General features: G+C 45.8%; 9 protein-coding genes, 3 tRNA genes, 3 rRNA genes and 1 other annotated feature (1 of these 16 only partly in view). Of the genes, 14 read left to right on the top strand and 1 reads right to left on the bottom strand.

What is annotated here, in order from left to right:
* Nucleotides 1-218 (top strand) — a binding site (T-box leader); it begins 4 nt to the left of the window's first position.
* Between the two features lie 42 nt (nt 219-260).
* The 7 genes from pheS to D2962_RS09255 all read left to right on the top strand — a co-directional run bounded on the left by pheS (nt 261) and on the right by D2962_RS09255 (nt 11,005).
* Entirely contained in the window at nt 261-1,277 is a 1,017-nt protein-coding gene (gene pheS / locus D2962_RS09285; protein WP_120768477.1) for a phenylalanine--tRNA ligase subunit alpha, read from the top strand.
* Nucleotides 1,278-1,289: 12 nt separating this feature from the next.
* On the top strand, nt 1,290-3,686 hold the full coding sequence (gene pheT / locus D2962_RS09280) for a phenylalanine--tRNA ligase subunit beta (protein ID WP_122014804.1): 2,397 nt from the start codon (nt 1,290-1,292) through the stop codon (nt 3,684-3,686).
* A gap of 62 nt (nt 3,687-3,748) precedes the next feature.
* Nucleotides 3,749-4,021 (top strand): cell division protein ZapA, encoded by a 273-nt coding sequence (locus tag D2962_RS09275; protein WP_120768481.1) that lies wholly within the window; start codon nt 3,749-3,751, stop codon nt 4,019-4,021.
* Nucleotides 4,022-4,029: 8 nt separating this feature from the next.
* Complete coding sequence (polX, locus tag D2962_RS09270; RefSeq protein WP_122014803.1) at nt 4,030-5,748, top strand: DNA polymerase/3'-5' exonuclease PolX; 1,719 nt, start codon at nt 4,030-4,032, stop codon at nt 5,746-5,748.
* Entirely contained in the window at nt 5,745-8,171 is a 2,427-nt protein-coding gene (locus tag D2962_RS09265; RefSeq protein ID WP_122014802.1) for a U32 family peptidase, read from the top strand. Before polX ends, D2962_RS09265 begins: the two co-directional genes overlap by 4 nt.
* A 12-nt stretch (nt 8,172-8,183) precedes the next feature.
* Nucleotides 8,184-10,550 carry an endonuclease MutS2 gene (locus tag D2962_RS09260; protein WP_122014801.1) on the top strand — a complete coding sequence of 789 codons (2,367 nt, stop codon included), beginning with the start codon at nt 8,184-8,186 and terminating at the stop codon, nt 10,548-10,550.
* Nucleotides 10,550-11,005: a 2-thiouracil desulfurase family protein gene (locus D2962_RS09255; RefSeq protein ID WP_122014800.1), complete on the top strand. Its 456-nt coding sequence runs from the start codon at nt 10,550-10,552 to the stop codon at nt 11,003-11,005. The genes D2962_RS09260 and D2962_RS09255 overlap by 1 nt, the downstream gene beginning before the upstream one ends.
* A 355-nt stretch (nt 11,006-11,360) precedes the next feature.
* Here the strand turns inward: D2962_RS09255 and D2962_RS09250 are convergent, their stop codons facing one another.
* Entirely contained in the window at nt 11,361-13,379 is a 2,019-nt protein-coding gene (locus tag D2962_RS09250) for a transglycosylase domain-containing protein (protein ID WP_245984566.1), read from the bottom strand.
* Nucleotides 13,380-13,634: 255 nt separating this feature from the next.
* Here D2962_RS09250 and yunB point away from each other — a divergent pair, with 255 nt between their 5' ends.
* The 7 genes from yunB (at nt 13,635) to D2962_RS09215 (ending at nt 20,163) form a co-directional block, all read left to right on the top strand.
* Nucleotides 13,635-14,282 carry a sporulation protein YunB gene (yunB, locus tag D2962_RS09245; RefSeq protein WP_120768493.1) on the top strand — a complete coding sequence of 216 codons (648 nt, stop codon included), beginning with the start codon at nt 13,635-13,637 and terminating at the stop codon, nt 14,280-14,282.
* A gap of 487 nt (nt 14,283-14,769) precedes the next feature.
* Nucleotides 14,770-16,357 (top strand): 16S ribosomal RNA (locus D2962_RS09240).
* A 62-nt stretch (nt 16,358-16,419) separates the two neighbouring features.
* A tRNA-Ala gene (locus tag D2962_RS09235) sits at nt 16,420-16,495 on the top strand.
* A gap of 8 nt (nt 16,496-16,503) precedes the next feature.
* Nucleotides 16,504-16,580, top strand: a tRNA-Ile gene (locus D2962_RS09230).
* Between the two features lie 55 nt (nt 16,581-16,635).
* Nucleotides 16,636-19,855: ribosomal RNA gene (locus D2962_RS09225) — 23S ribosomal RNA — on the top strand.
* A gap of 89 nt (nt 19,856-19,944) precedes the next feature.
* A 5S ribosomal RNA gene (rrf, locus tag D2962_RS09220) occupies nt 19,945-20,059 on the top strand.
* The 16S, 23S and 5S rRNA genes sit together here with 3 tRNA genes alongside, the layout of an rRNA operon.
* A 29-nt stretch (nt 20,060-20,088) precedes the next feature.
* Nucleotides 20,089-20,163 (top strand) — tRNA-Asn (locus tag D2962_RS09215).
* Nucleotides 20,164-20,175 lie beyond the last annotated feature (12 nt).

Raw genomic sequence — 20,175 nt, 5'->3', positions numbered from 1 at the left:
GGGCTGTGAAGGAGAGAGTAAGCGGGGATAGCCTTCCAGGGAGAGAGAGTCATGGGACTGAAAGCTCTCTTAAGGTAAAACCGCTGAAGTTCACTCCGGAGCAGGGGGGCTGAATGTAGTAGGCCCCCACGGTCTTTCTCCGTTAAAGAAACAAGAGGGTTTAAGACTTTTAAACTGAAGAAGGGTGGTACCGCGGAAGTCAAGCTTTCGTCCCTGAGGGGACGGAAGCTTTTTTATTAGAATATAGGAGGGTTCAGGAATTGAAAGAGAAATTAATCCTTTTAAAGCAAAAGGCGCTTCAAAATTTAGCCCAATCTCAAAACCTGAATGAATTGAATGAATTGAGAATTAAATTTTTGGGGAAAAAAGGAGAGCTTACACAGATTCTGAGGGGCATGTCAGAACTTTCTCCGGAGGAGAGGCCTGCCATAGGCAAGCTTGCCAATGAGGTAAAAGAAGATCTCGAAAGGGAATTTTCTCAAAAAATCCTTGAGCTAAAACAGCAGTTAAAATCTAAGAAGCTAGAAGAAGAACGAATTGATGTTACGATACCGTCGAAAGTTGTGCTGGGTCATAAACACCCGCTGACATTGGTCATGGACGAGATAAGGGAAATCTTTATAGGTCTTGGATATGAGGTGGTGGAAGGCCCTGAAATAGAACTGGACTATTATAATTTCGAGGCGCTAAATACTCCCAAGGACCATCCGGCCAGGGATGTGCAGGATACATTTTATATCACCGATGAAATTCTTCTCAGGACCCAGACATCTCCGGTGCAGGTCAGGACCATGGAAAAACGGAAGCCGCCGCTAAAAATAATCGCTCCCGGTAGGGTTTACCGTTCGGATGCGGTGGATGCAACTCATTCCCCCATGTTCCATCAAGTAGAGGGTCTGACCATCGGCGAGAACATTACGATGGGCGACCTCAAGGGGACCCTGGTGGCTTTCGCCCGAGAGATGTTCGGCAGGGATAGAAAGGCCAGGTTCAGGCCGCATTATTTTCCGTTTACAGAGCCCAGCGCGGAGATGGACATTTCGTGCATAGCATGTCAGGGCGAAGGCTGCAGAATATGCAAATATACAGGATGGCTGGAAATTCTCGGGTGCGGTATGGTTCACCCCAATGTGCTGGAAAACGTAGGCTATGACCCGGAAAAGGTGAACGGCTTTGCTTTCGGCATGGGTATAGAAAGGATCGCAATGCTGAAATACGGGATAAATGATATGAGGCTATTTTACGAAAATAACCTGCGGTTTTTAGAGCAGTTTTAGGAGGGGATATAAATGCTGGTACCATTGAACTGGTTAAAAGAATATGTAAACATAAATGAGGAAATCAGAAGTTTTACCGAAAGGCTAACCATGTCAGGGTCTAATGTAGAAGGGATAGAGGAACTGGGCAAGGATATAGAGAATGTGATCATAGGCCGCATCGAAAAAATAGAAAAGCATTCGGATGCTGACAAATTGCTGGTGGTGCAGGTCAACACTGGAAGCAAGAATATCCAGGTGGTAACAGGGGCTACCAATATACGGGAAAAGGACCTGATACCCGTGGCGCTGGATGGAGCCGTCATTCATGGAGGTAAGAAAATATCCTCCACTAAATACAGAGGGGTCGACTCCAACGGCATGCTTTGTTCCGCTAAGGAACTGGGTCTTGATGACCATGGCCTGCCTGAAGACATGCAAAATGGGATTTTAATACTGCCTCCGGATGCTCCCCTCGGGAAGGATATAAAGGATTATATAAATCTTGAGGATACTGTAATCGACTTTGAAATTACCCCCAACCGTCCCGATTGTTTGAGCATTGTGGGTATGGCCAGGGAGACGGCGGCCGCATATAAGCTGGAATTGAAGATTCCAAGTATTATCTTAAAGGAAGAAGCCCGGGAAAATGCAAAAGATTTAGCACGTATCACCATCGAAGCCCGGGACCTATGTAAAAGATATGTGGCCCGGATTATTAAAGACGTAAAGATAGAACCATCACCCTTATGGATGCAGAGAAGGCTTCAGGCATGCGGAGTCCGGCCCATCAATAATATAGTGGATATAACCAATTATGTGATGCTAGAACTGGGCCAGCCGCTTCACGCCTTTGATTACGATAAGCTGGAAGGTCATTCAATAATCGTGAGAAGGGGCAGGGATTCCGAAAACATGGTTACCCTGGATGGAGTGGCCAGGACATTATCCAGCGATATGCTGGTGATTGCCGATATAAATAAACCCGTAGCTATAGCGGGGGTCATGGGTGGAGAAGAATCCGAAATAGGCCCATCTACAAAATGTATATTGCTGGAATCGGCGAATTTTGCCGGCCCCAGTATAAGAAGGACTTCCAGAAAACTAGGACTTAGGTCCGAGGCTTCTATGAGGTTTGAAAAGGGATTGGACCCCAATATATGTTCTACAGCGGCAGATAGGGCATGCCAGCTCATAGAAGAACTGGGAGCAGGCAAAGTGGTAAAAGGTTACATTGATGTTTACCCGGAAAAGGTAAATCCTGGGAAAATTGTTTTTCGGCCTGAGAGGATAAACCGTGCCCTGGGCACAAAAATTCCGGAGAGTGAAATGATAGATATTCTGGAACGTCTGGAGATAAAAATACAAAAAACCCCCGACGGTATGTTTGCCCTCATACCCACCTTCAGGGCCGATATTGCAAAAGAAGCGGACCTGGTGGAAGAAGTAGGAAGAATTTATGGTTATGACAGGCTGCCATCCACTTTGCCCCAGGGGGATGTCACCCAGGGCAGACTGCAAACCTCTCAAAAGCTGGCTGATACTATCAAACAGGTTTTAACAGGCCACGGTTATTCGGAGATATATACTTATTCCTTTGTGAGTCCGGGGGTATTCGATAGGATAAATACGCCGAGTGATAGTCCTTTGAGACAGGTAATAACCCTGATGAACCCTCTGGGAGAAGAACAGAGCGTCATGAGGACCACCCTGATTCCCAACATGCTGGATGTGGTGGGCTATAACCTGAATCAAAAGATAGAGGAAATAAGGCTGTTTGAAACCGGCTCTGTGTATATTCCAAAAGAACTGCCTCTGACGGAACTGCCCCATGAAAGCAAGAAACTGGCTATAGGGCTTAGCGGTAAGGTTCTGGATTTTTACGAACTGAAAAAAACCATAGAAACATTGTTTGCAAAACTAAGGATTGAGCACTATACTTTTGAGCAATATCAACATTTCGCCTTTCACCCGGGCCGCTGTGCAAGGGTTATGATTGATGAAGAGGAACTGGGCATAGTGGGAGAAATCCATCCGGATGTCCTGGAAAATTATGATATAGACACAAGGGTGTATATTGCCCAACTTGACATGGACCTTTTGATTAAAAAAGCTTCCACTGATATCAAGTTCAGCGCTCTGCCGAGATTTCCGGCTTCAGATAGAGATCTGGCAATTATAGTAGAAGATAGGGTGCCGGCGAGAGATATCATTCAGGTTATAAAAGAAGCCGGGGGCGAGCTGGTGGAGAATGTAGAGCTCTTCGATATATACAGGGGTGACCAGATTCAAAGGGGGTTTAAGAGCATGGCTTTTTCTATTACCTATCGGGCGAAAGATCGGACGTTGACAGATGAGGAAGTAAACGCAGTCCACGACAGGGTAAGGACAAAGCTTGTGGAGAAATTTAATGGAACCCTGAGGGAATAAATGCACTGGATATATTTGTAACCACTGAAAAAATGAGATATAATAGTGTAGGGGTGTTGGGGATGGAGAAGGCTCCTGAAAAAATAAATAGAATCAAAGTCAACATTAATGGGGAGGATTATTATATAAAAGGAGCTGTTCCTGATGAATACATCAGGCAGGTAGCTTCTTATGTCGATAAAAAGATGACAGATCTATCCCGGAGCCATCCACATTTAAATGCGGCCAGGATAGCGGTCCTGGCCGCTCTAAATATAACCGATGAATTGTTCAAATTAAAACAGGAGTACGATGAATTTTTGAACATGCTGGAAAGTGAAAATCCGAAAGGTTGAAGCTGGACATGAAAAATTTCGAGATAGCCTTCATATTTTCCGACATAGCAGATATGCTGGAAATTAAGGGGGAGAATTTTTTTAAAGTTCGAGCCTACCGTAAGGCTGCCCATGTTATAGGCAATCTGCCGGCCGATATCCAGGATATTATGAAACAAGCTCCTCTTGAAGAAATAGAGGGAATAGGAAGGGCACTGTCGGAAAAAATCCAGGAGATATTAAAAACAGGCACCTGCCGCTTTTACGAGGAATTAAAAAAGGAGTTTCCCCGGGGTCTTGTGGAAATGCTCCGGATTCCCGGCCTTGGCGCTAAAAAAATCAAGGTTATTTATGATACCCTCCGTATTTCATCCATCGATGAACTGGAACAAGCGGCCAAATCCCATCAGCTAAGAGTGCTGCCAGGCATGGGTGTCAAGACGGAAGAGACCATATTGAAGGGCATAAAAATGTTCAAAGGCGAAGCGGGTAAAACCCTGCTGTCCACAGGTCTTGTTGTGGCTGAAGACATGGTGGCCATGTTAAAAACCATGACCGAGATCCAAAACATTGAAATAACCGGGAGCCTGAGGCGGAGGAAGGAATTGATAGGGGACATAGATATTCTGGCATCTTCAGACCAGCCCGAAGATGTTATCCAGGGATTTTTGCGGCTCCCCAGAGTAAATGAGGTTCTGGCTAAAGGCTCCACCAAAGCCAGCGTCAGGCTAGACCTGGGGATTCAGGTAGACCTAAGGGTGGTGGAACCCCGTTCATTCCACTGTGCCCTGCAATATTTTACAGGAAGCAAGGACCACAACACCAAACTCAGAAGCATCGCCCGAAAGAAGGGTTTCAAGTTGAATGAATACTGCATCTACGAAGAGCAAAGCGGGAAAGCGTTTTACCCTGACAGCGAAAAAAAGCTTTATCATTATTTAGAAATACCATATATAATACCGGAACTCCGGGAAGACAGAGGTGAAATAGAAGCGGCCATGGAGGGGAGGCTCCCAAGGGTTTTGGAATGGGAAGACATCAGGGGAGACCTTCATGTCCACACTGACTGGAGCGATGGTATCAGTTCGATAGAAGCCATGGCCGATGCCGCGAAAGCCTTAGGCTATGAATATATAGCTATAACCGACCACTCCAAATCCCTGAAAGTAGCCCGGGGCCTTGATGAAAAGCGGTTGAAAGAACAGATAGATATTATAAAGAAATTAAATAAAGAAATTGAAGGCATCAGGATTCTTACCGGCATCGAAGTGGATATTCTTTCCAATGAAATCATGGATTTTGATGATGACATTTTGAAAGAACTGGATGTGGTGGTGGCTTCTATTCACACTGGTTTCAAGCAAGACCGCGATAAACTTACCAGGCGTATTATTTCTGCCTGTGAAAATCCTCATGTGGACATTATTGCCCACCCCACGGGGCGAATGCTTGGGAAGCGCGACCCTTACGACATTGACCTGGATTTAATTTTAAAAGCTGCCGCCGAGACACATACTATTCTGGAAATAAATTCCTCCCCCGACCGCCTGGATTTGAATGATATAATGGCAAATAGAGCCAAGGAAATGGGGGTTAAAATTTCTATCGATACTGACGCTCATGAAAAAGAAGGCCTGAAAGATATGCGTTATGGCGTCTGGAATGCCCGCCGGGCATGGCTGGAAAAAGATGATGTGTTAAATACCTTACCTCTGGATAAACTTTTAAAGGAGTTGAGTGCCAGGTGAAGGCACCGGAAATATTGTCACCTGCGGGTAGTTTTGAAGCTTTGAAGGCCGCCGTAGAAAATGGAGCCGATGCGGTTTATCTTGGCGGAAAGGAATTCAACGCCAGGAAGGGGGCGGTCAATTTTGACAGGGATGAATTAAAAGCTGCCTGTGAATATGCTCACCTCAAAGGGGTAAATATTTACGTTACGGTAAACATCCTTTTGTCCGACCGGGAAATGGAGGAAGCGGGAAATTTTATTGATTTTCTATATTCAATAGGCGTGGATGGCATAATAGTCCAGGACCTTGGTCTGGGCTTTTTTATAAAAAAGAATTTTAAGGAAATGGAACTTCATGCCAGCACCCAGATGACCATACACAATCTGGAAAGCGCCAGAGTGCTCAAAGAAATGAACTTTGACAGGATTGTACTCGCCCGTGAACTTTCACTGGATGATATTAAGGAAATAAAGCGAAATACAGGCTTGAAAGTAGAGACCTTTGTACACGGTGCCCTGTGTTTTTGTTATTCAGGCCAGTGCCTGATGAGCAGCTTTATCGGAGCAAGAAGCGGCAACCGTGGGCAGTGCGCCCAACCATGCCGCCTGCCATATACTATAGTAGATAAAGAAGCCAGGCCTTTAACTCGCAAGCTTCACTTTTTAAGTCCCCGAGACCTCAATATGATAGAATATTTACCCAGGCTCATAGAAGCGGGAATTGATTCTTTCAAAATAGAAGGCCGATTAAAAAGGCCGGAGTATGTGGCACAGGTTACCGCCCTCTACAGAAAAGCCGTTGATAGTTTTTTTGAAAATCCCGAAAAATTTAAAATTGAATTCGAAGATAAAAAAAGGCTGGCGCAAATATTTAATCGGGATTTTACTACTGGATATTATTTTAAAAATCCCGGTTCCGAGCTCATGAGTATAGACTGTCCAAGAAACAAAGGTATTTTTCTGGGTAAAGTGACAGGATTCAATCCCAAAAGCGGAATGACCCAAATCCTGCTGGAAGATACCCTACGGGTAGGAGACGGGGTTGATTTTAGAGGAGATGATAGCTTCGGCTATACGGTGACGAGGTTTTTTGCCAACAATAAAGAGGCAAAAGAAGCAGGTGCAGGCACCCTTATAGAAATAAAGACAAAGAAATCCCTGCCAAAAGGTACGCCCGTCTATAAGACATCCGATATTACACTTATAGAACAACTAAAAGAGACTTACCGGAATCTAAAACTCGAAAAGAAGATACCTGTAGATATTGAAGTTGCCATCAAAAAAGGCAGTCCCATGCAAATAAAGGTTGTGGACGAGGACGGTAATATATCGACTCAAAAAGCTGATTTTATTACGGAAAAAGCAGAAAAAAAGCCTCTTGAACAAAGAGAGTTAAGAGAACAGATTGACCGGCTCGGAAATACAGTGTTCAAATTGAGAAAATTTACCGCTCGGATAGATGATGATGTGATGGTGCCCTTTAGTGTAATAAATGAGCTACGCAGACGTGCTATCGAGGATATTGAACAGCAGAGAATCAAAGCTCATATAAAATTAACTCCTCCAGGAAACTGGAAGGAAAATCTTAAAAATGTCTATGATTTTGAAAAAGAAACGGCTCATCCGTATACAGGATTAAAATTCAGTGTCCGTGTAAACAGCCCCGAAGCAGCTAAAGCTGCCATTTTCGCCGGAGCAGAGATAATCTATTATGGTGGTGAAGACCTTTCTGTCACTTTTTCCTCTTATAAAGAATCGTATGAGTCTGCCAAAAATAATGGACGGAAATTTTATCTGGTTTTCCCCAGAATAATCAAAAACGACAAAATGAAACTGCTGAGTTCCCTGCTGGGTGAACTTAAGAAAAACGGGGTGAAAGGCGTTCTGGCGGGGAATCTGGGAGTTTTAAATGAAGCCAAAGAGCGAGGATTTGAAACAGTAGCGGATTTTTCCCTGAATGTGTTTAATTCCCTAAGTTTAAATCTGCTGGAAACACTGGGTGCGAACAGAGTTGTACTTTCAACCGAACTTACCCTGAGTCAGATAAAACAGATGAAGAGTAGAGTGGAAAAAGAATGTATCGTCCAGGGTAAAATACCCCTTATGATAAGTGAACACAATTTGATAAAATCCAATGTTAAAAAAGGTGAAGAGGTTTTCGGGCTCAAAGATAGAATTGGGAAAGTATTTCCCGTGAAGGTAGATGAAAACGGAAGAACCCATATATACAACTGTGATGAACTCTGTATGATCAATTATTTAGACCAGATAAGCCAATCAGAGATAAGCGTTGCACAACTATATCTTACCGATGAGACGCCGGAAAGGGTTCATTATGTAGTATCAGCTTATGTAAAAGCGGCAAATAAAGCACAAGAAATAGACGAGTCTGAAATAACCCCGGATTTCACCCATGGCCATTATTTCAGAGGAGTTTTATAATAAGGTGATGGGATGAATAACAGAGTAGAAACCGTTCTTGAATTTGATAAAATAAAAAAGATTTTAAGTGAATACGCCCTTTCGCCCATGGCGAAGCAGCTTATTTATGACCTGGAACCTAGCAGCGATGAACTGCAGGTAAAAAAGTTGCAACAGGAAACCAGTGAAGGAGTTAATATACTGAAAAGCGGTATTCATATGCCATTGGAAGGACTAAGGGATATCAGAAATTCTCTTCGGCTTGCAAAGTTGGGTTCAGTACTTTCCCCAAAGGACCTGCTGGACATTGCATCCACCATGCGGGCTTCCCGGCTCATAAAAGCCCTGTGGTCCGAGAAAAAACCCGAGCACTGCAGTATACTTGATGAAATTATACAGGGCCTTCATTCATTTCAATCTATTGAAGAAAAAATCGAAAGAGCAATATTAAGCGAGGATGAAATTGCTGATAGTGCCAGCCAGAAACTCACAGCCATAAGAAGGCAAAAAAGAGTTTTGACCCAGAGGATAAGGGAAAAATTGGAGAGTATTGTAAATTCCCCCCAGTATCAAAAAGTGTTGCAGGAACCCATAGTCACCGTACGAAAAGATAGATATGTAATTCCTGTAAAACTGGAATTCAAGGGTTCCATTCCCGGTGTGGTCCATGACCAATCTTCCAGCGGTTCAACTTTATACATCGAACCCATGCCGGTTTTGCAGATGAATAATGAGCTCAGACAATTGGAAACCGAAGAGAAAAAAGAAATAGAAAGGATTCTACGGGAGTTTACCTTAAAGATACAGGAGAATCATGATTTTTTGTCCGATACTTTAAATGGGCTTATTAATCTGGACTTCATCATGGCTAAGGCCGGTTACAGTGTGGACATCAAGGGAGTGGAGCCGCTATTTAATACTAGAGGTTATATCAATATAATTAAAGGAAGGCATCCATTATTAAAGGGGAAAGTAGTTCCTATCGATATATTTTTAGGAGATAAATTTTCCATTCTGGTAATAACAGGTCCCAATACCGGCGGAAAAACTGTTTCCCTGAAAACCGTGGGCCTTATGGCCTTAATGAGTCAATCGGGTCTTCATGTACCCGCGGAGGAAGGTACCCAGCTGGCGGTATTTGATGAGGTGTTTGCAGATATCGGTGATGAGCAGAGCATTGAACAAAGCTTGAGTACATTTTCATCACATCTTAAAAATATAAAGAAAATCGTAGAAAAAGCCTCAAATAACTGCCTTGTTTTACTTGATGAGCTTGGAGCAGGAACGGACCCTACCGAAGGAGCAGCCCTGGCCATGGCTATTCTGACTTACTTTTATGAAAAGGGCTCGAGGGTCATTGCCACCACCCATTACAGCGAACTTAAGGCCTTCGCATATTCTACGGAGGGAATTGAAAACGCCAGCGTTGAATTTGATGTGAGGACATTAAGTCCCACCTACAGGCTTACCATAGGTATTCCGGGAAAAAGCAACGCCTTTGAAATAGCCCAAAGGCTTGGCCTGAAACAGGGCATTATTGATTCGGCCAGAGGCCTCCTGGCGGCTGAGAATTTAAAAATGGAAGAACTATTAAGGCATATCGAACAGGAAAAAAACAAAGCCGAGGAGGAGAAAGAAGAACTTAATTCCCTCAGGAGGCAGTACTTAAAAAAACTGGAGAAACTAGAAGAAGAGAGAGAGAAGGTCCGACAGCAGCATGAGAAGATTCTGGAAAAAGCGAGAGAAAAAGCCAGAACCATGCTTGAAAAAGTGGAAAGCGAAGCAGAGCAAATAATAGCCCGCCTGAAAGAGGTGGATGAAAAAGACACAAAACAAATCCGCGACAAAGCTATTGAAACCACCAGAGCCTGGCTTCGAGAAGCCGGTAAATCCCTCAAAGGTTCCGAAGGTCAGATACTGGAAACTGTCCATCAAAAACCGGATGAACCCTTGAAACCCGGTGAAAAAGTCAAAATTGCCGGCTTAAACCAGGAAGGTCATATTATTTCCATAGATGAGGTGACAAAAACCGCCCAGCTCCAGGTAGGAATAATGAAAATTAATGTCCCCCTGAAAAGCCTTATAAAAATATTTGAGGAAAAGTTTACGGGTCAAAGGTCAAGGTATACCTCTATTGCCATGGAAAAAGCCAGAAATGTATCAAACCAGATAGACCTAAGGGGATTAACTCTTGATGAAGCCTTGCTCAAAGTGGACAAATATCTGGATGATGCGTATTTAGCCGGCATGTCCAGTGTGTATTTGATTCACGGAAAGGGCACAGGAGTCTTGAGGCAGGGTATTCAGGATATGCTGAGAAAGAAGTCCGAAGTAAAACATTTCAGGCCTGGGAATATGGATGAAGGCGGCCTGGGAGTTACGGTGGTGGAATTCAAATAATGTATTTGATAAGCGCATGTCTTGCCGGAATGAACTGTAAATATAATGGCGATAATAATTACCACGAGGTTTTTGAAAAACTTGTAAAGGAAAATAAAGCAGTACCCTTATGTCCCGAACAGGTCGGGGGTTTATCGACCCCAAGAACTCCAGCCGAAATCCAGGGGGGAGATGGGCTGGATGTAATCAAAGGTAAAGCAAGAGTGGTGACATCCGAAGGAAAGGATGTAACCTGTAGCTTTCTGACCGGCGCAAAGGAAGCTCTTAAACTCGCGAGGATAATAGGTGCCAAAAAGGCGATTTTAAAATCCAAGAGTCCATCTTGCGGATGCTGTGAAATTTATGATGGAAGTTTCAAAGGGGTATTAAAAGAAGGAATGGGTGTTACTGCCGCTTATTTATTCCAAAATGGCATCCGTGTGATAGACTCCGATGAGTTTTTAAAAAGCAAGTAAAATAAAAAAGAGGGTTTTATTCTCCTTCCCTCTTTTTTTATTTTTAGGATAAATTACTAGGGTGTCTGCGGATTTTCTTGTGTGTTTCCTGGATTCCAGGTGTTCAGGTCCGGTGGTTGAAAATTGCCAGGAGCTTCACCGGGGCCATGAATGTTACAGTATTCAAAAGGAGCTTCATATTTTGCATCAAGGGGTATTTGGCCCTTCGGTGATACAGTATAGGGTTCAGGTCTTTGAATAAATACCCTGGTCTGTACCAGCTCAGGCGGGCAGTAAGGCGTTGCCAGCAAACCTGTCGAAACATCAATTTGTTTTTCTACATGAACATCACAAAAAGATGTGGGTTCCGTCCCCTTTATAAAATATTCTCCCCGGACCCTTGGACCCGCGGGTCTTTATAGCATAGTTCGGTGGGGATCTTTCCTGAATCCACACAGACATTTATTGGTCCCACGATTCCATCGGGTTTTGAGAAGTTTTGAACCGGCAGGTCCTTTTGGGCTACGGTCATGATCTGTTTCCACATAAGAGCAGGTTGATAGCCTCCTGCCACGTGAGACATGGGTGTAGGTTCGTCATGTCCCATCCAGACCGCTGCTACAAGCTGTGGAGTATATCCCACAAACCATACATCCTTGCTGTCAGAGGTAGTACCGGTTTTCCCGGCCACCGGGAATGGTAAACTTGCAAGCCTTTTACCCGTCCCTTCGATCACAACGCTTCTCAGCATATCAGTGACAATAAAGGCCACCTGTTTGCTTACGGCAGACCACTGGTCTGGCTTATTTTCAATCAATGTCCTGCCGTTTTTATCAATAACTTTCAATATAGCCACGGGCTCGATATGAACACCTTGATTGGCTAAAGTCCCATAAGCTGAAGCCAGCTCCAGCGGCGTTACTCCTTTAGTCAGGCCTCCTAGGGCAATGGTCAACTGGCGGTCATTTTTTCTTCCGGATAGTACAAGGTCTTTAATACCAAGCTTTTGGGCATATTCTATGCCTCTGTCTATACCGATATTTTTTAAAACCTTAACGGCCACCACATTGACGGAGTTGGTAATGGCTGTTCTAATGGTTGTTAAACCTTTGTAATCATTGGTATAGTTTTCGGGGGTCCACGCTTTTCCAGAACCGGAGGGGTAAGAAACCGGAGAATCATCAATTACGGTGGCAGCGGTATAACCCATGTCTATGGCTGCGGTATATACTGCAATGGGTTTAAAAGCAGAACCGGGCTGCCTGAATGCCTGGGAAGCCCTATTGAAGCCGAGTTTCTGCTGATGTTCCCTTCCACCGACCATTGCCTTAATATATCCGGTATGAGGGTCTATGACAACGGCTGCGGCTTGAGGTTGAGGAACTCCATTCTTATCCTCTTTGGAATAGGGATAATTTTTGGGGTCCGACAATGCTTTCTCTGCCGTTTCCTGTATCTTCATATCAACGGTGGTGTATATCTTCAAGCCCTCATTATAAATTTTATTATAAGCCTCATCTTCAGTTATACCGAATTCCTTCTGCAATTGCGCTGCCAGTTCCTGTATTACATAGTCTGTAAAAAAAGGAGCTTTGTAATCGGCTTTTGCATTTTTTAGTCCTACCAGTTTAATTTTTTCCTTTTTGGCCATTTCGGCTTGTTCGCGGGTTATAAAGTTTCGTTCTACCATGGCGTTCAGCACTATCTCCTGGCGTTCTTTGGCCTTATCAAAATTCAAATACGGAGAATAGATGGAAGGACTTTTTGGGATACCCGCCAGCATTGCAGATTCTGCCAGGTCTAATTGGTCGACACTTTTTCCAAAATAAATCTCTGCGGCCGATTCTACCCCGTAGGCTGAATGGCCAAAATATATTTGATTTAAATAGAATTCCAGTATTTTATTTTTGGTGTAGTGTCTTTCTAATTGTATAGCAAGCCATGCCTCCTGAGCCTTGCGTTTAGGGGTTTTTTCAGGACTCAGAAAAGCATTCTTTACCAACTGTTGGGTTATGGTACTGGCGCCCCGGTGATAGCTACCATGCATAATATCTGCCCATAAAGCCCCAAGAATGGAGCGAACATTAATACCTTTATGCTGGTAGAAATACTGGTCTTCAATGGCAATAAAGGCATTTTTTAAAGAATCGGGAACCTTGTCAATGCTTACCGGAATCCTATTTTGTTCTCCGTGAAGTTCTGCAATTTCTTTGCCGTCTTTATCGTAGACAAAAGATGTTTCACTGGGTTTTAACTTATTTGGATCAAATGCAGGGGCATCTTTTATATAGGAAAAGAACAAACCCAGGCCTGCCCCAAAGCCAACAAACAATATAGCAAGAATAGTAAGCATTATGTTCCTAAAAGAAAATATTTTCAGTTTATGTTTAGCCATAGTCTACCTCCCTGGTTTGACCTCTTGCTTAAATATTATACCACAATACAAATCATAAGGGAAATTTTAATTGTTTGAACTTCGTAAATCACTGTAAACGAAATAAAGAAAATAAAACAAGACCTGAAAAATAATGTAGTACATCCGAGAGATGCAAAAATGAGACTGGCGAGAGAAAATTTATCAGTACAAAAGGAACATAATCTTTCACAAATTATCCCCTCCCTGCATAAAATGACTAGGAGGGGAATTTTTGTGTTTAGAAAAAGATTTTACTTACGTTATAAACGATATGGTTTGATAAATCTCTATGCAATAATGATTACACTTATTTTTATTTCTTTAGGTATTTTTATATTTATTGAAAAACAACTATCCCCTAGTATCTTTGCCATAGCGGAAGCGAGGGCTAGAATACTTGCAACAGAGGCAATTAATAGAGCTGTAAAGGATAAAATAACTAATAATATACAGTATAAAGACCTCATTACCATTCATAAAAATGCCAGCGGCCAGATAACTTTAATCCAGGTGAATACCATTGAAATAAACCGTTTGGAAACGGAAACCACCCTTGAAGTAGTAAAAACACTTCAAGACATAACAATGGATGGAATAAAAATTCCGCTGGGTATGATAACAGGCAGCAAAATTCTGGCTAATTTTGGCCCCGCGATAAAAGTGTCGTTATACCCCGTAGGAACAGTTTACGTTAATACCACCGAGGCTTTTGAGGAGGCGGGAATAAATCAGACAAGACACCGTATTATGCTTGACATCAATGCTGAAATAAAAATCGTGCAGCCTTTTTTAAGTTCAAATATGGTTGTAAAGACTGATGTTCCCATTGCCGAAACCATCATAGTCGGAAATGTTCCGCAGGCAATTCTTGATTTCAAATAGAAATGTTAAATTTAGATGAAAAAAAGAGCTATATTAAGATTTTTTGAGGATAATGCATTAGACATTTTATAAAGACGTTCGACAATAATTGAAGTTAATTCCGGCTTATGGTATATTATTTTTCGCTGGTTGATTCAACAAGAAAAAATAAAACAAGGTTGACATCAACCATAGAACATGTTAAAATTACAAATTGTCAGGTCTAAAAACAAGAAAAAATGCCCTTGACAGTAAATAAAAATAGTAGTAAAATATAAACTCAGCCACTTATGAAAAGAAAATTCGAGTGACTGAGGAGTGGTCTTTGAAAACTGAACAGTGTTACGCCTGAAATACGAAGTTAGAAGTTCGAAGTTCGAATAGAAGGAATTGCCCTTAAGGCAATTCCGACTTAATCGAACCTCAAACAACGAACATCGAACTTCAAGAAAACCACAGGCAAAAAGCCCAAACAAGAAATCAAAGCTCGAAAGAGAGCGTTAAGATTAAACATGAGAGTTTGATCCTGGCTCAGGACGAACGCTGGCGGCGTGCCTAACACATGCAAGTCGAGCGGCGTTGGGAAGTGAGAAGTGCGAAGTAGGAAGTGGGAATAGAAGAAATTGGCGAAGCCAATTTCAACGAAACCCACATCAAACTTCTCGCCTCTCACTTCCCGATGCAGCGGCGGACGGGTGAGTAACACGTAGGCAACCTACCCATCACACGGGGATAGCTCGGGGAAACCCGGGGTAATACCCGATACCTTTACTTACCGCATGGTAAGTGAAGAAAGCGACTAAGCGGTGATGGATGGGCCTGCGGCCCATTAGCTAGTTGGCGGGATAACAGCCCACCAAGGCAACGATGGGTAGCCGACCTGAGAGGGTGGCCGGCCACACTGGGACTGCGACACGGCCCAGACTCCTACGGGAGGCAGCAGTGGGGGATATTGCGCAATGGGGGAAACCCTGACGCAGCGACGCCGCGTGAGCGAAGAAGGCCTTCGGGTTGTAAAGCTCAGTCATCGGGGACGAAGAGGACGGTACCCGAGGAGGAAGCCCCGGCTAACTACGTGCCAGCAGCCGCGGTAATACGTAGGGGGCGAGCGTTGTCCGGAATTACTGGGTGTAAAGGGCGTGTAGGCGGTGATGCAAGTTATCGGTAAAAACCCGGGGCTCAACTCCGGGCTTGCCGATAAAACTGCATCACTTGAGTGCAGGAGAGGGAAGTGGAATTCCCGGAGTAGCGGTGAAATGCGTAGATACCGGGAGGAACACCAGTGGCGAAGGCGGCTTCCTGGCCTGTAACTGACGCTGAGGCGCGAAAGCTGGGGGAGCGAACGGGATTAGATACCCCGGTAGTCCCAGCCGTAAACGATGGTCACTAGGTGTGGGGTGTGGTCAAGCACTCCGTGCCGGAGCTAACGCAATAAGTGACCCACCTGGGGAGTACGGCCGCAAGGTTGAAACTCAAAGGAATTGACGGGGGCCCGCACAAGCGGTGGAGCATGTGGTTTAATTCGAAGCAACGCGAAGAACCTTACCAGGCCTTGACATGCAGGTAGTAGAGAACCGAAAGGGGATCGACCCAAGGGAAACCGAGGGAGCCTGCACAGGTGGTGCATGGTTGTCGTCAGCTCGTGTCGTGAGATGTTGGGTTAAGTCCCGCAACGAGCGCAACCCCTATACTTAGTTGCCAGCACGAAAGGTGGGCACTCTAAGTAGACTGCCGCAGACAATGCGGAGGAAGGTGGGGATGACGTCAAATCATCATGCCCTTTATGGCCTGGGCCACACACGTGCTACAATGGCCTGAACAGCGGGAAGCGAAGGAGCGATCCTGAGCAAACCCCTGAAAACAGGTCCCAGTTCAGATTGCAGGCTGCAACTCGCCTGCATGAAGGCGGAATCGCTAGTAATCGCGGATCAGCATGCCGCGGTGAATACGTTCCCGGGCCTTGTACACACCGCCCGTCACACCACGAAAGTTGGCAACACCCGAAGCCGGGAAAACCGTCTAAGGTGGGGTCAGCGATTGGGGTGAAGTCGTAACAAGGTAGCCGTATCGGAAGGTGCGGCTGGATCACCTCCTTTCTAAGGAGAAATTGACCGGGTGTAACACTGTTTAGTTTTGAGAGACCACAATAAAATTATATGGGGGTGTAGCTCAGTTGGGAGAGCACCTGCTTTGCACGCAGGGGGTCAGGAGTTCGAATCTCCTCATCTCCACCAGAGAACACGGGCTTATAGCTCAGTAGGTGAGAGCGCACGCCTGATAAGCGTGAGGTCGGTGGTTCGAGTCCACCTAAGCCCACCATTTATTGCACCTTGAAAACTGCACAGTGAAGGGTAAGAAGAAACAATTTCGCGAAGGTCAAGCGAACAAGGGCACACGGAGGATGCCTAGGCGTAAGAGGGCGACGAAGGACGCAGCGAGCGGCGAAACGCCCCGGGGAGCTGCAAGCAAGCATTGATCCGGGGATATCCGAATGGGGGAACCCACCTCAGGCGAACCTGAGGTATCCCGTACTGAATCCATAGGTATGGGAAGCGACACCGGGGGAACTGAAACATCTAAGTACCCCGAGGAAAAGAAAGAAACATCGATTCCCTAAGTAGCGGCGAGCGAAAAGGGAAGAGCCCAAACCTTGCATGTGCAAGGCCGTCACCGTTGCATGCAAGGGGTTGAGGAGTGTCGAGCTTGGGACGGGAGAGCAAGGCGAGGCCAAAGGTAGCAGAACACCGCTGGAAAGCGGGGCCACAGAAGGTGAAAGCCCTGTATGCGAAACCGGAAGACCCGCCTGACACATCCAGAGTACCACGGGCCACGCCAATCCCGTGGGAAGCAGGGAGGACCATCTCCCAAGGCTAAATACCCACTTACGACCGATAGAGAACAAGTACCGTGAGGGAAAGGTGAAAAGCACCCCGGGAGGGGAGTGAAATAGCACCTGAAACCGTGTGTCTACAAACGGAGGGAGCGCAAGCGACCTCGTACTTTTTGTAGAACGGACCGGCGAGTTACTGTATCAAGCGAGGTTAAGGAGTAAAGCTCCGGAGCCGAAGCGAAAGCGAGTCTGAAGAGGGCGACAAGTTTGATGCAGTAGACCCGAAACCGTGTGATCTACCCATGGCCAGGGTGAAGCGGAACTAACCTTCCGTGGAGGCCCGAACCGTGTTGACGTTGAAAAGTCATGGGATGAGCTGTGGGTAGGGGTGAAATGCCAATCGAACACGGAGATAGCTGGTTCTCCCCGAAATAGCTTTAGGGCTAGCCAAAGCAGGACCTTACCGGAGGTAGAGCACTGAATGGGCTAGGGGCCGAAAAGGTTACTGAACCCTATCAAACTCCGAATGCCGGTAAGAAATAGCTTTGAGTCAGACTATGGGGGATAAGCTTCATAGTCGAGAGGGAAACAGCCCAGACCGTCAGCTAAGGTCCCCAAGTAAACCTAAGTGGTAAAGGATGTTGTACTACGAAGACAACCAGGATGTTGGCTTAGAAGCAGCCATTCATTCAAAGAGTGCGTAATAGCTCACTGGTCGAGCGGTACTGCGCCGAAAATGTAACGGGGCTCAAGGTTTACACCGAAGCTGCGGCTTTTCAGAGGTCGGATGTGAGAAGTCAGAGGTGAGAAAAATAAACACCTACAAAGACCTAAAGATATACCAAAAATCATATGAACTCAGCCTAATAGTACACAAACTAACACAAAAATACCCAGAATACGAAAGATATGAACTAGCGAGCCAAACAACGAACAAGAAACACACAAAAAACTCACAGAAGAATATATCACACTGAGAAAACAAATATACAAAACCATAGAAAAATGGAAATAAACACTGACATCTGACTTCCGACATCTGACCTCTGAAAGGGGTAGGGGAGCGTTCCTATTGGGCAGAAGTCGTACTGGAAAGTATGGTGGACCGATAGGAAGAGAGAATGTCGGTATAAGTAGCGAGAGGCAGGTGAGAATCCTGCCCGCCGAAAGCCTAAGGATTCCTGAGGAAGGTTCGTCCGCTCAGGGTAAGCCGGGGCCTAAGCCGAGGCTGTGAATGCGTAGGCGATGGACAACTGGTGGAAATTCCAGTGCCACCCGAGACCGATTGAGTGAAGGGGTGACGCAGGAGGGTAAGCTGAGCGCACGGTTGGTAGAGTGCGTCCAAGCCCAAAGGCAAGCCGGACAGGCAAATCCGTCCGGTGATGCTGAAGGGTGATGGGGAGGGAACAAAAGTACCGAAGCAGCCGAACCCAAACTGCCAAGAAAAGCCTCTAGCGAGGTCAAGGGTGCCCGTACTGCAAACCGACACAGGTAGGTGAGGAGAGAATCCTAAGGCGAACGGGAGAACCCTCGTTAAGGAACTCGGCAAACTGACCCCGTAACTTCGGGAGAAGGGGTGCCCGAGTAGCGAAGAGCAATCTTTTGCGAAAGGGTCGCAGCAAAGAGGCCCAAGCGACTGTTTAGCAAAAACACAGGTCTCTGCTAAGGAGGAATCCGACGTATAGGGGCTGACGCCTGCCCGGTGCTGGAAGGTTAAGGGGATGGCTTAGCGCAAGCGAAGGTCAGAACCGAAGCCCCAGTGAACGGCGGCCGTAACTATAACGGTCCTAAGGTAGCGAAATTCCTTGTCGGGTAAGTTCCGACCCGCACGAATGGCGTAACGACTTGGGCGCTGTCTTGACGAGGGGCCCGGCGAAATTGTAATATGAGTGAAGATACTCATTACCCGCGACTGGACGGAAAGACCCCATGGAGCTTTACTGCAACCTGACATTGGATTTCGGCACTGAATGTACAGGATAGGTGGGAGGCAGAGAACCTGGCTCGTCAGGGTCAGGGGAGCCGACGTTGGGATACCACTCTTTCGGTACTGAGGTTCTAACCCCAAGGCCGTAAGCCGGCTGGGGGACATAGTCAGGTGGGCAGTTTGACTGGGGCGGTCGCCTCCTAAAAGGTAACGGAGGCGCCCAAAGGTTACCTCAGCGCGGTTAGGAATCGCGCATTGAGTGCAAAGGCATAAGGTAGCCTGACTGCGAGAAAGACACTTCGAGCAGGGTCGAAAGACGGGCTTAGTGATCCGGCGGCACTGGATGGAAGGGCCGTCGCTCAACGGATAAAAGCTACCCTGGGGATAACAGGCTGATCTCCCCCAAGAGTCCACATCGACGGGGAGGTTTGGCACCTCGATGTCGGCTCGTCGCATCCTGGAGCTGAAGTAGGTTCCAAGGGTTGGGCTGTTCGCCCATTAAAGCGGCACGCGAGCTGGGTTCAGAACGTCGTGAGACAGTTCGGTCCCTATCCGTCGTGGGCGTAGGATACTTGAAGGGAGCTGCCCCTAGTACGAGAGGACCGGGGTGGACGGACCGATGGTGTATCAGTTGTCGTGCCAACGGCACCGCTGAGTAGCCAAGTCCGGCAGGGATAAGCGCTGAAAGCATCTAAGTGCGAAGCCCCCCCTAAGATAAGGTATCCCATCCCTAAAAGGGAGTAAGACACCGGAAGGACTATCCGGTCGATAGGTCAGAGGTGTAAGGGCTGTGAGGCCTTGAGCCGACTGATACTAATAGGTCGAGGGCTTGACCAAAAACAAAACCTTTCACTGTGCAATTTTGAAGGTGCAAGTTGACAATTAAGTAAATCCATGATAAAATACCTTCTGTTGAAAAAAGATTTCTCGGTGGTCATAGCGGAGGGGAAACACCGGTTCCCATGCCGAACACACAGGTTAAGCCCTCCAGCGCCGATGGTACTTGGGGATATCCCCTGGGAGAGTAGGTCACTGCCGGGATTAAATATAAATTATTTATACTAATGTGTTCCTCGATAGCTCAGCGGTAGAGCATCCGGCTGTTAACCGGAGGGTCGTAGGTTCGAATCCTACTCGGGGAGCCATTTTTATTTTAT

This window comes from Biomaibacter acetigenes (assembly GCF_003691585.1).
Classification (GTDB): domain Bacteria; phylum Bacillota; class Thermosediminibacteria; order Thermosediminibacterales; family Tepidanaerobacteraceae; genus Biomaibacter; species Biomaibacter acetigenes.
This window is presented reverse-complemented; position numbering and strand designations above follow the sequence as displayed.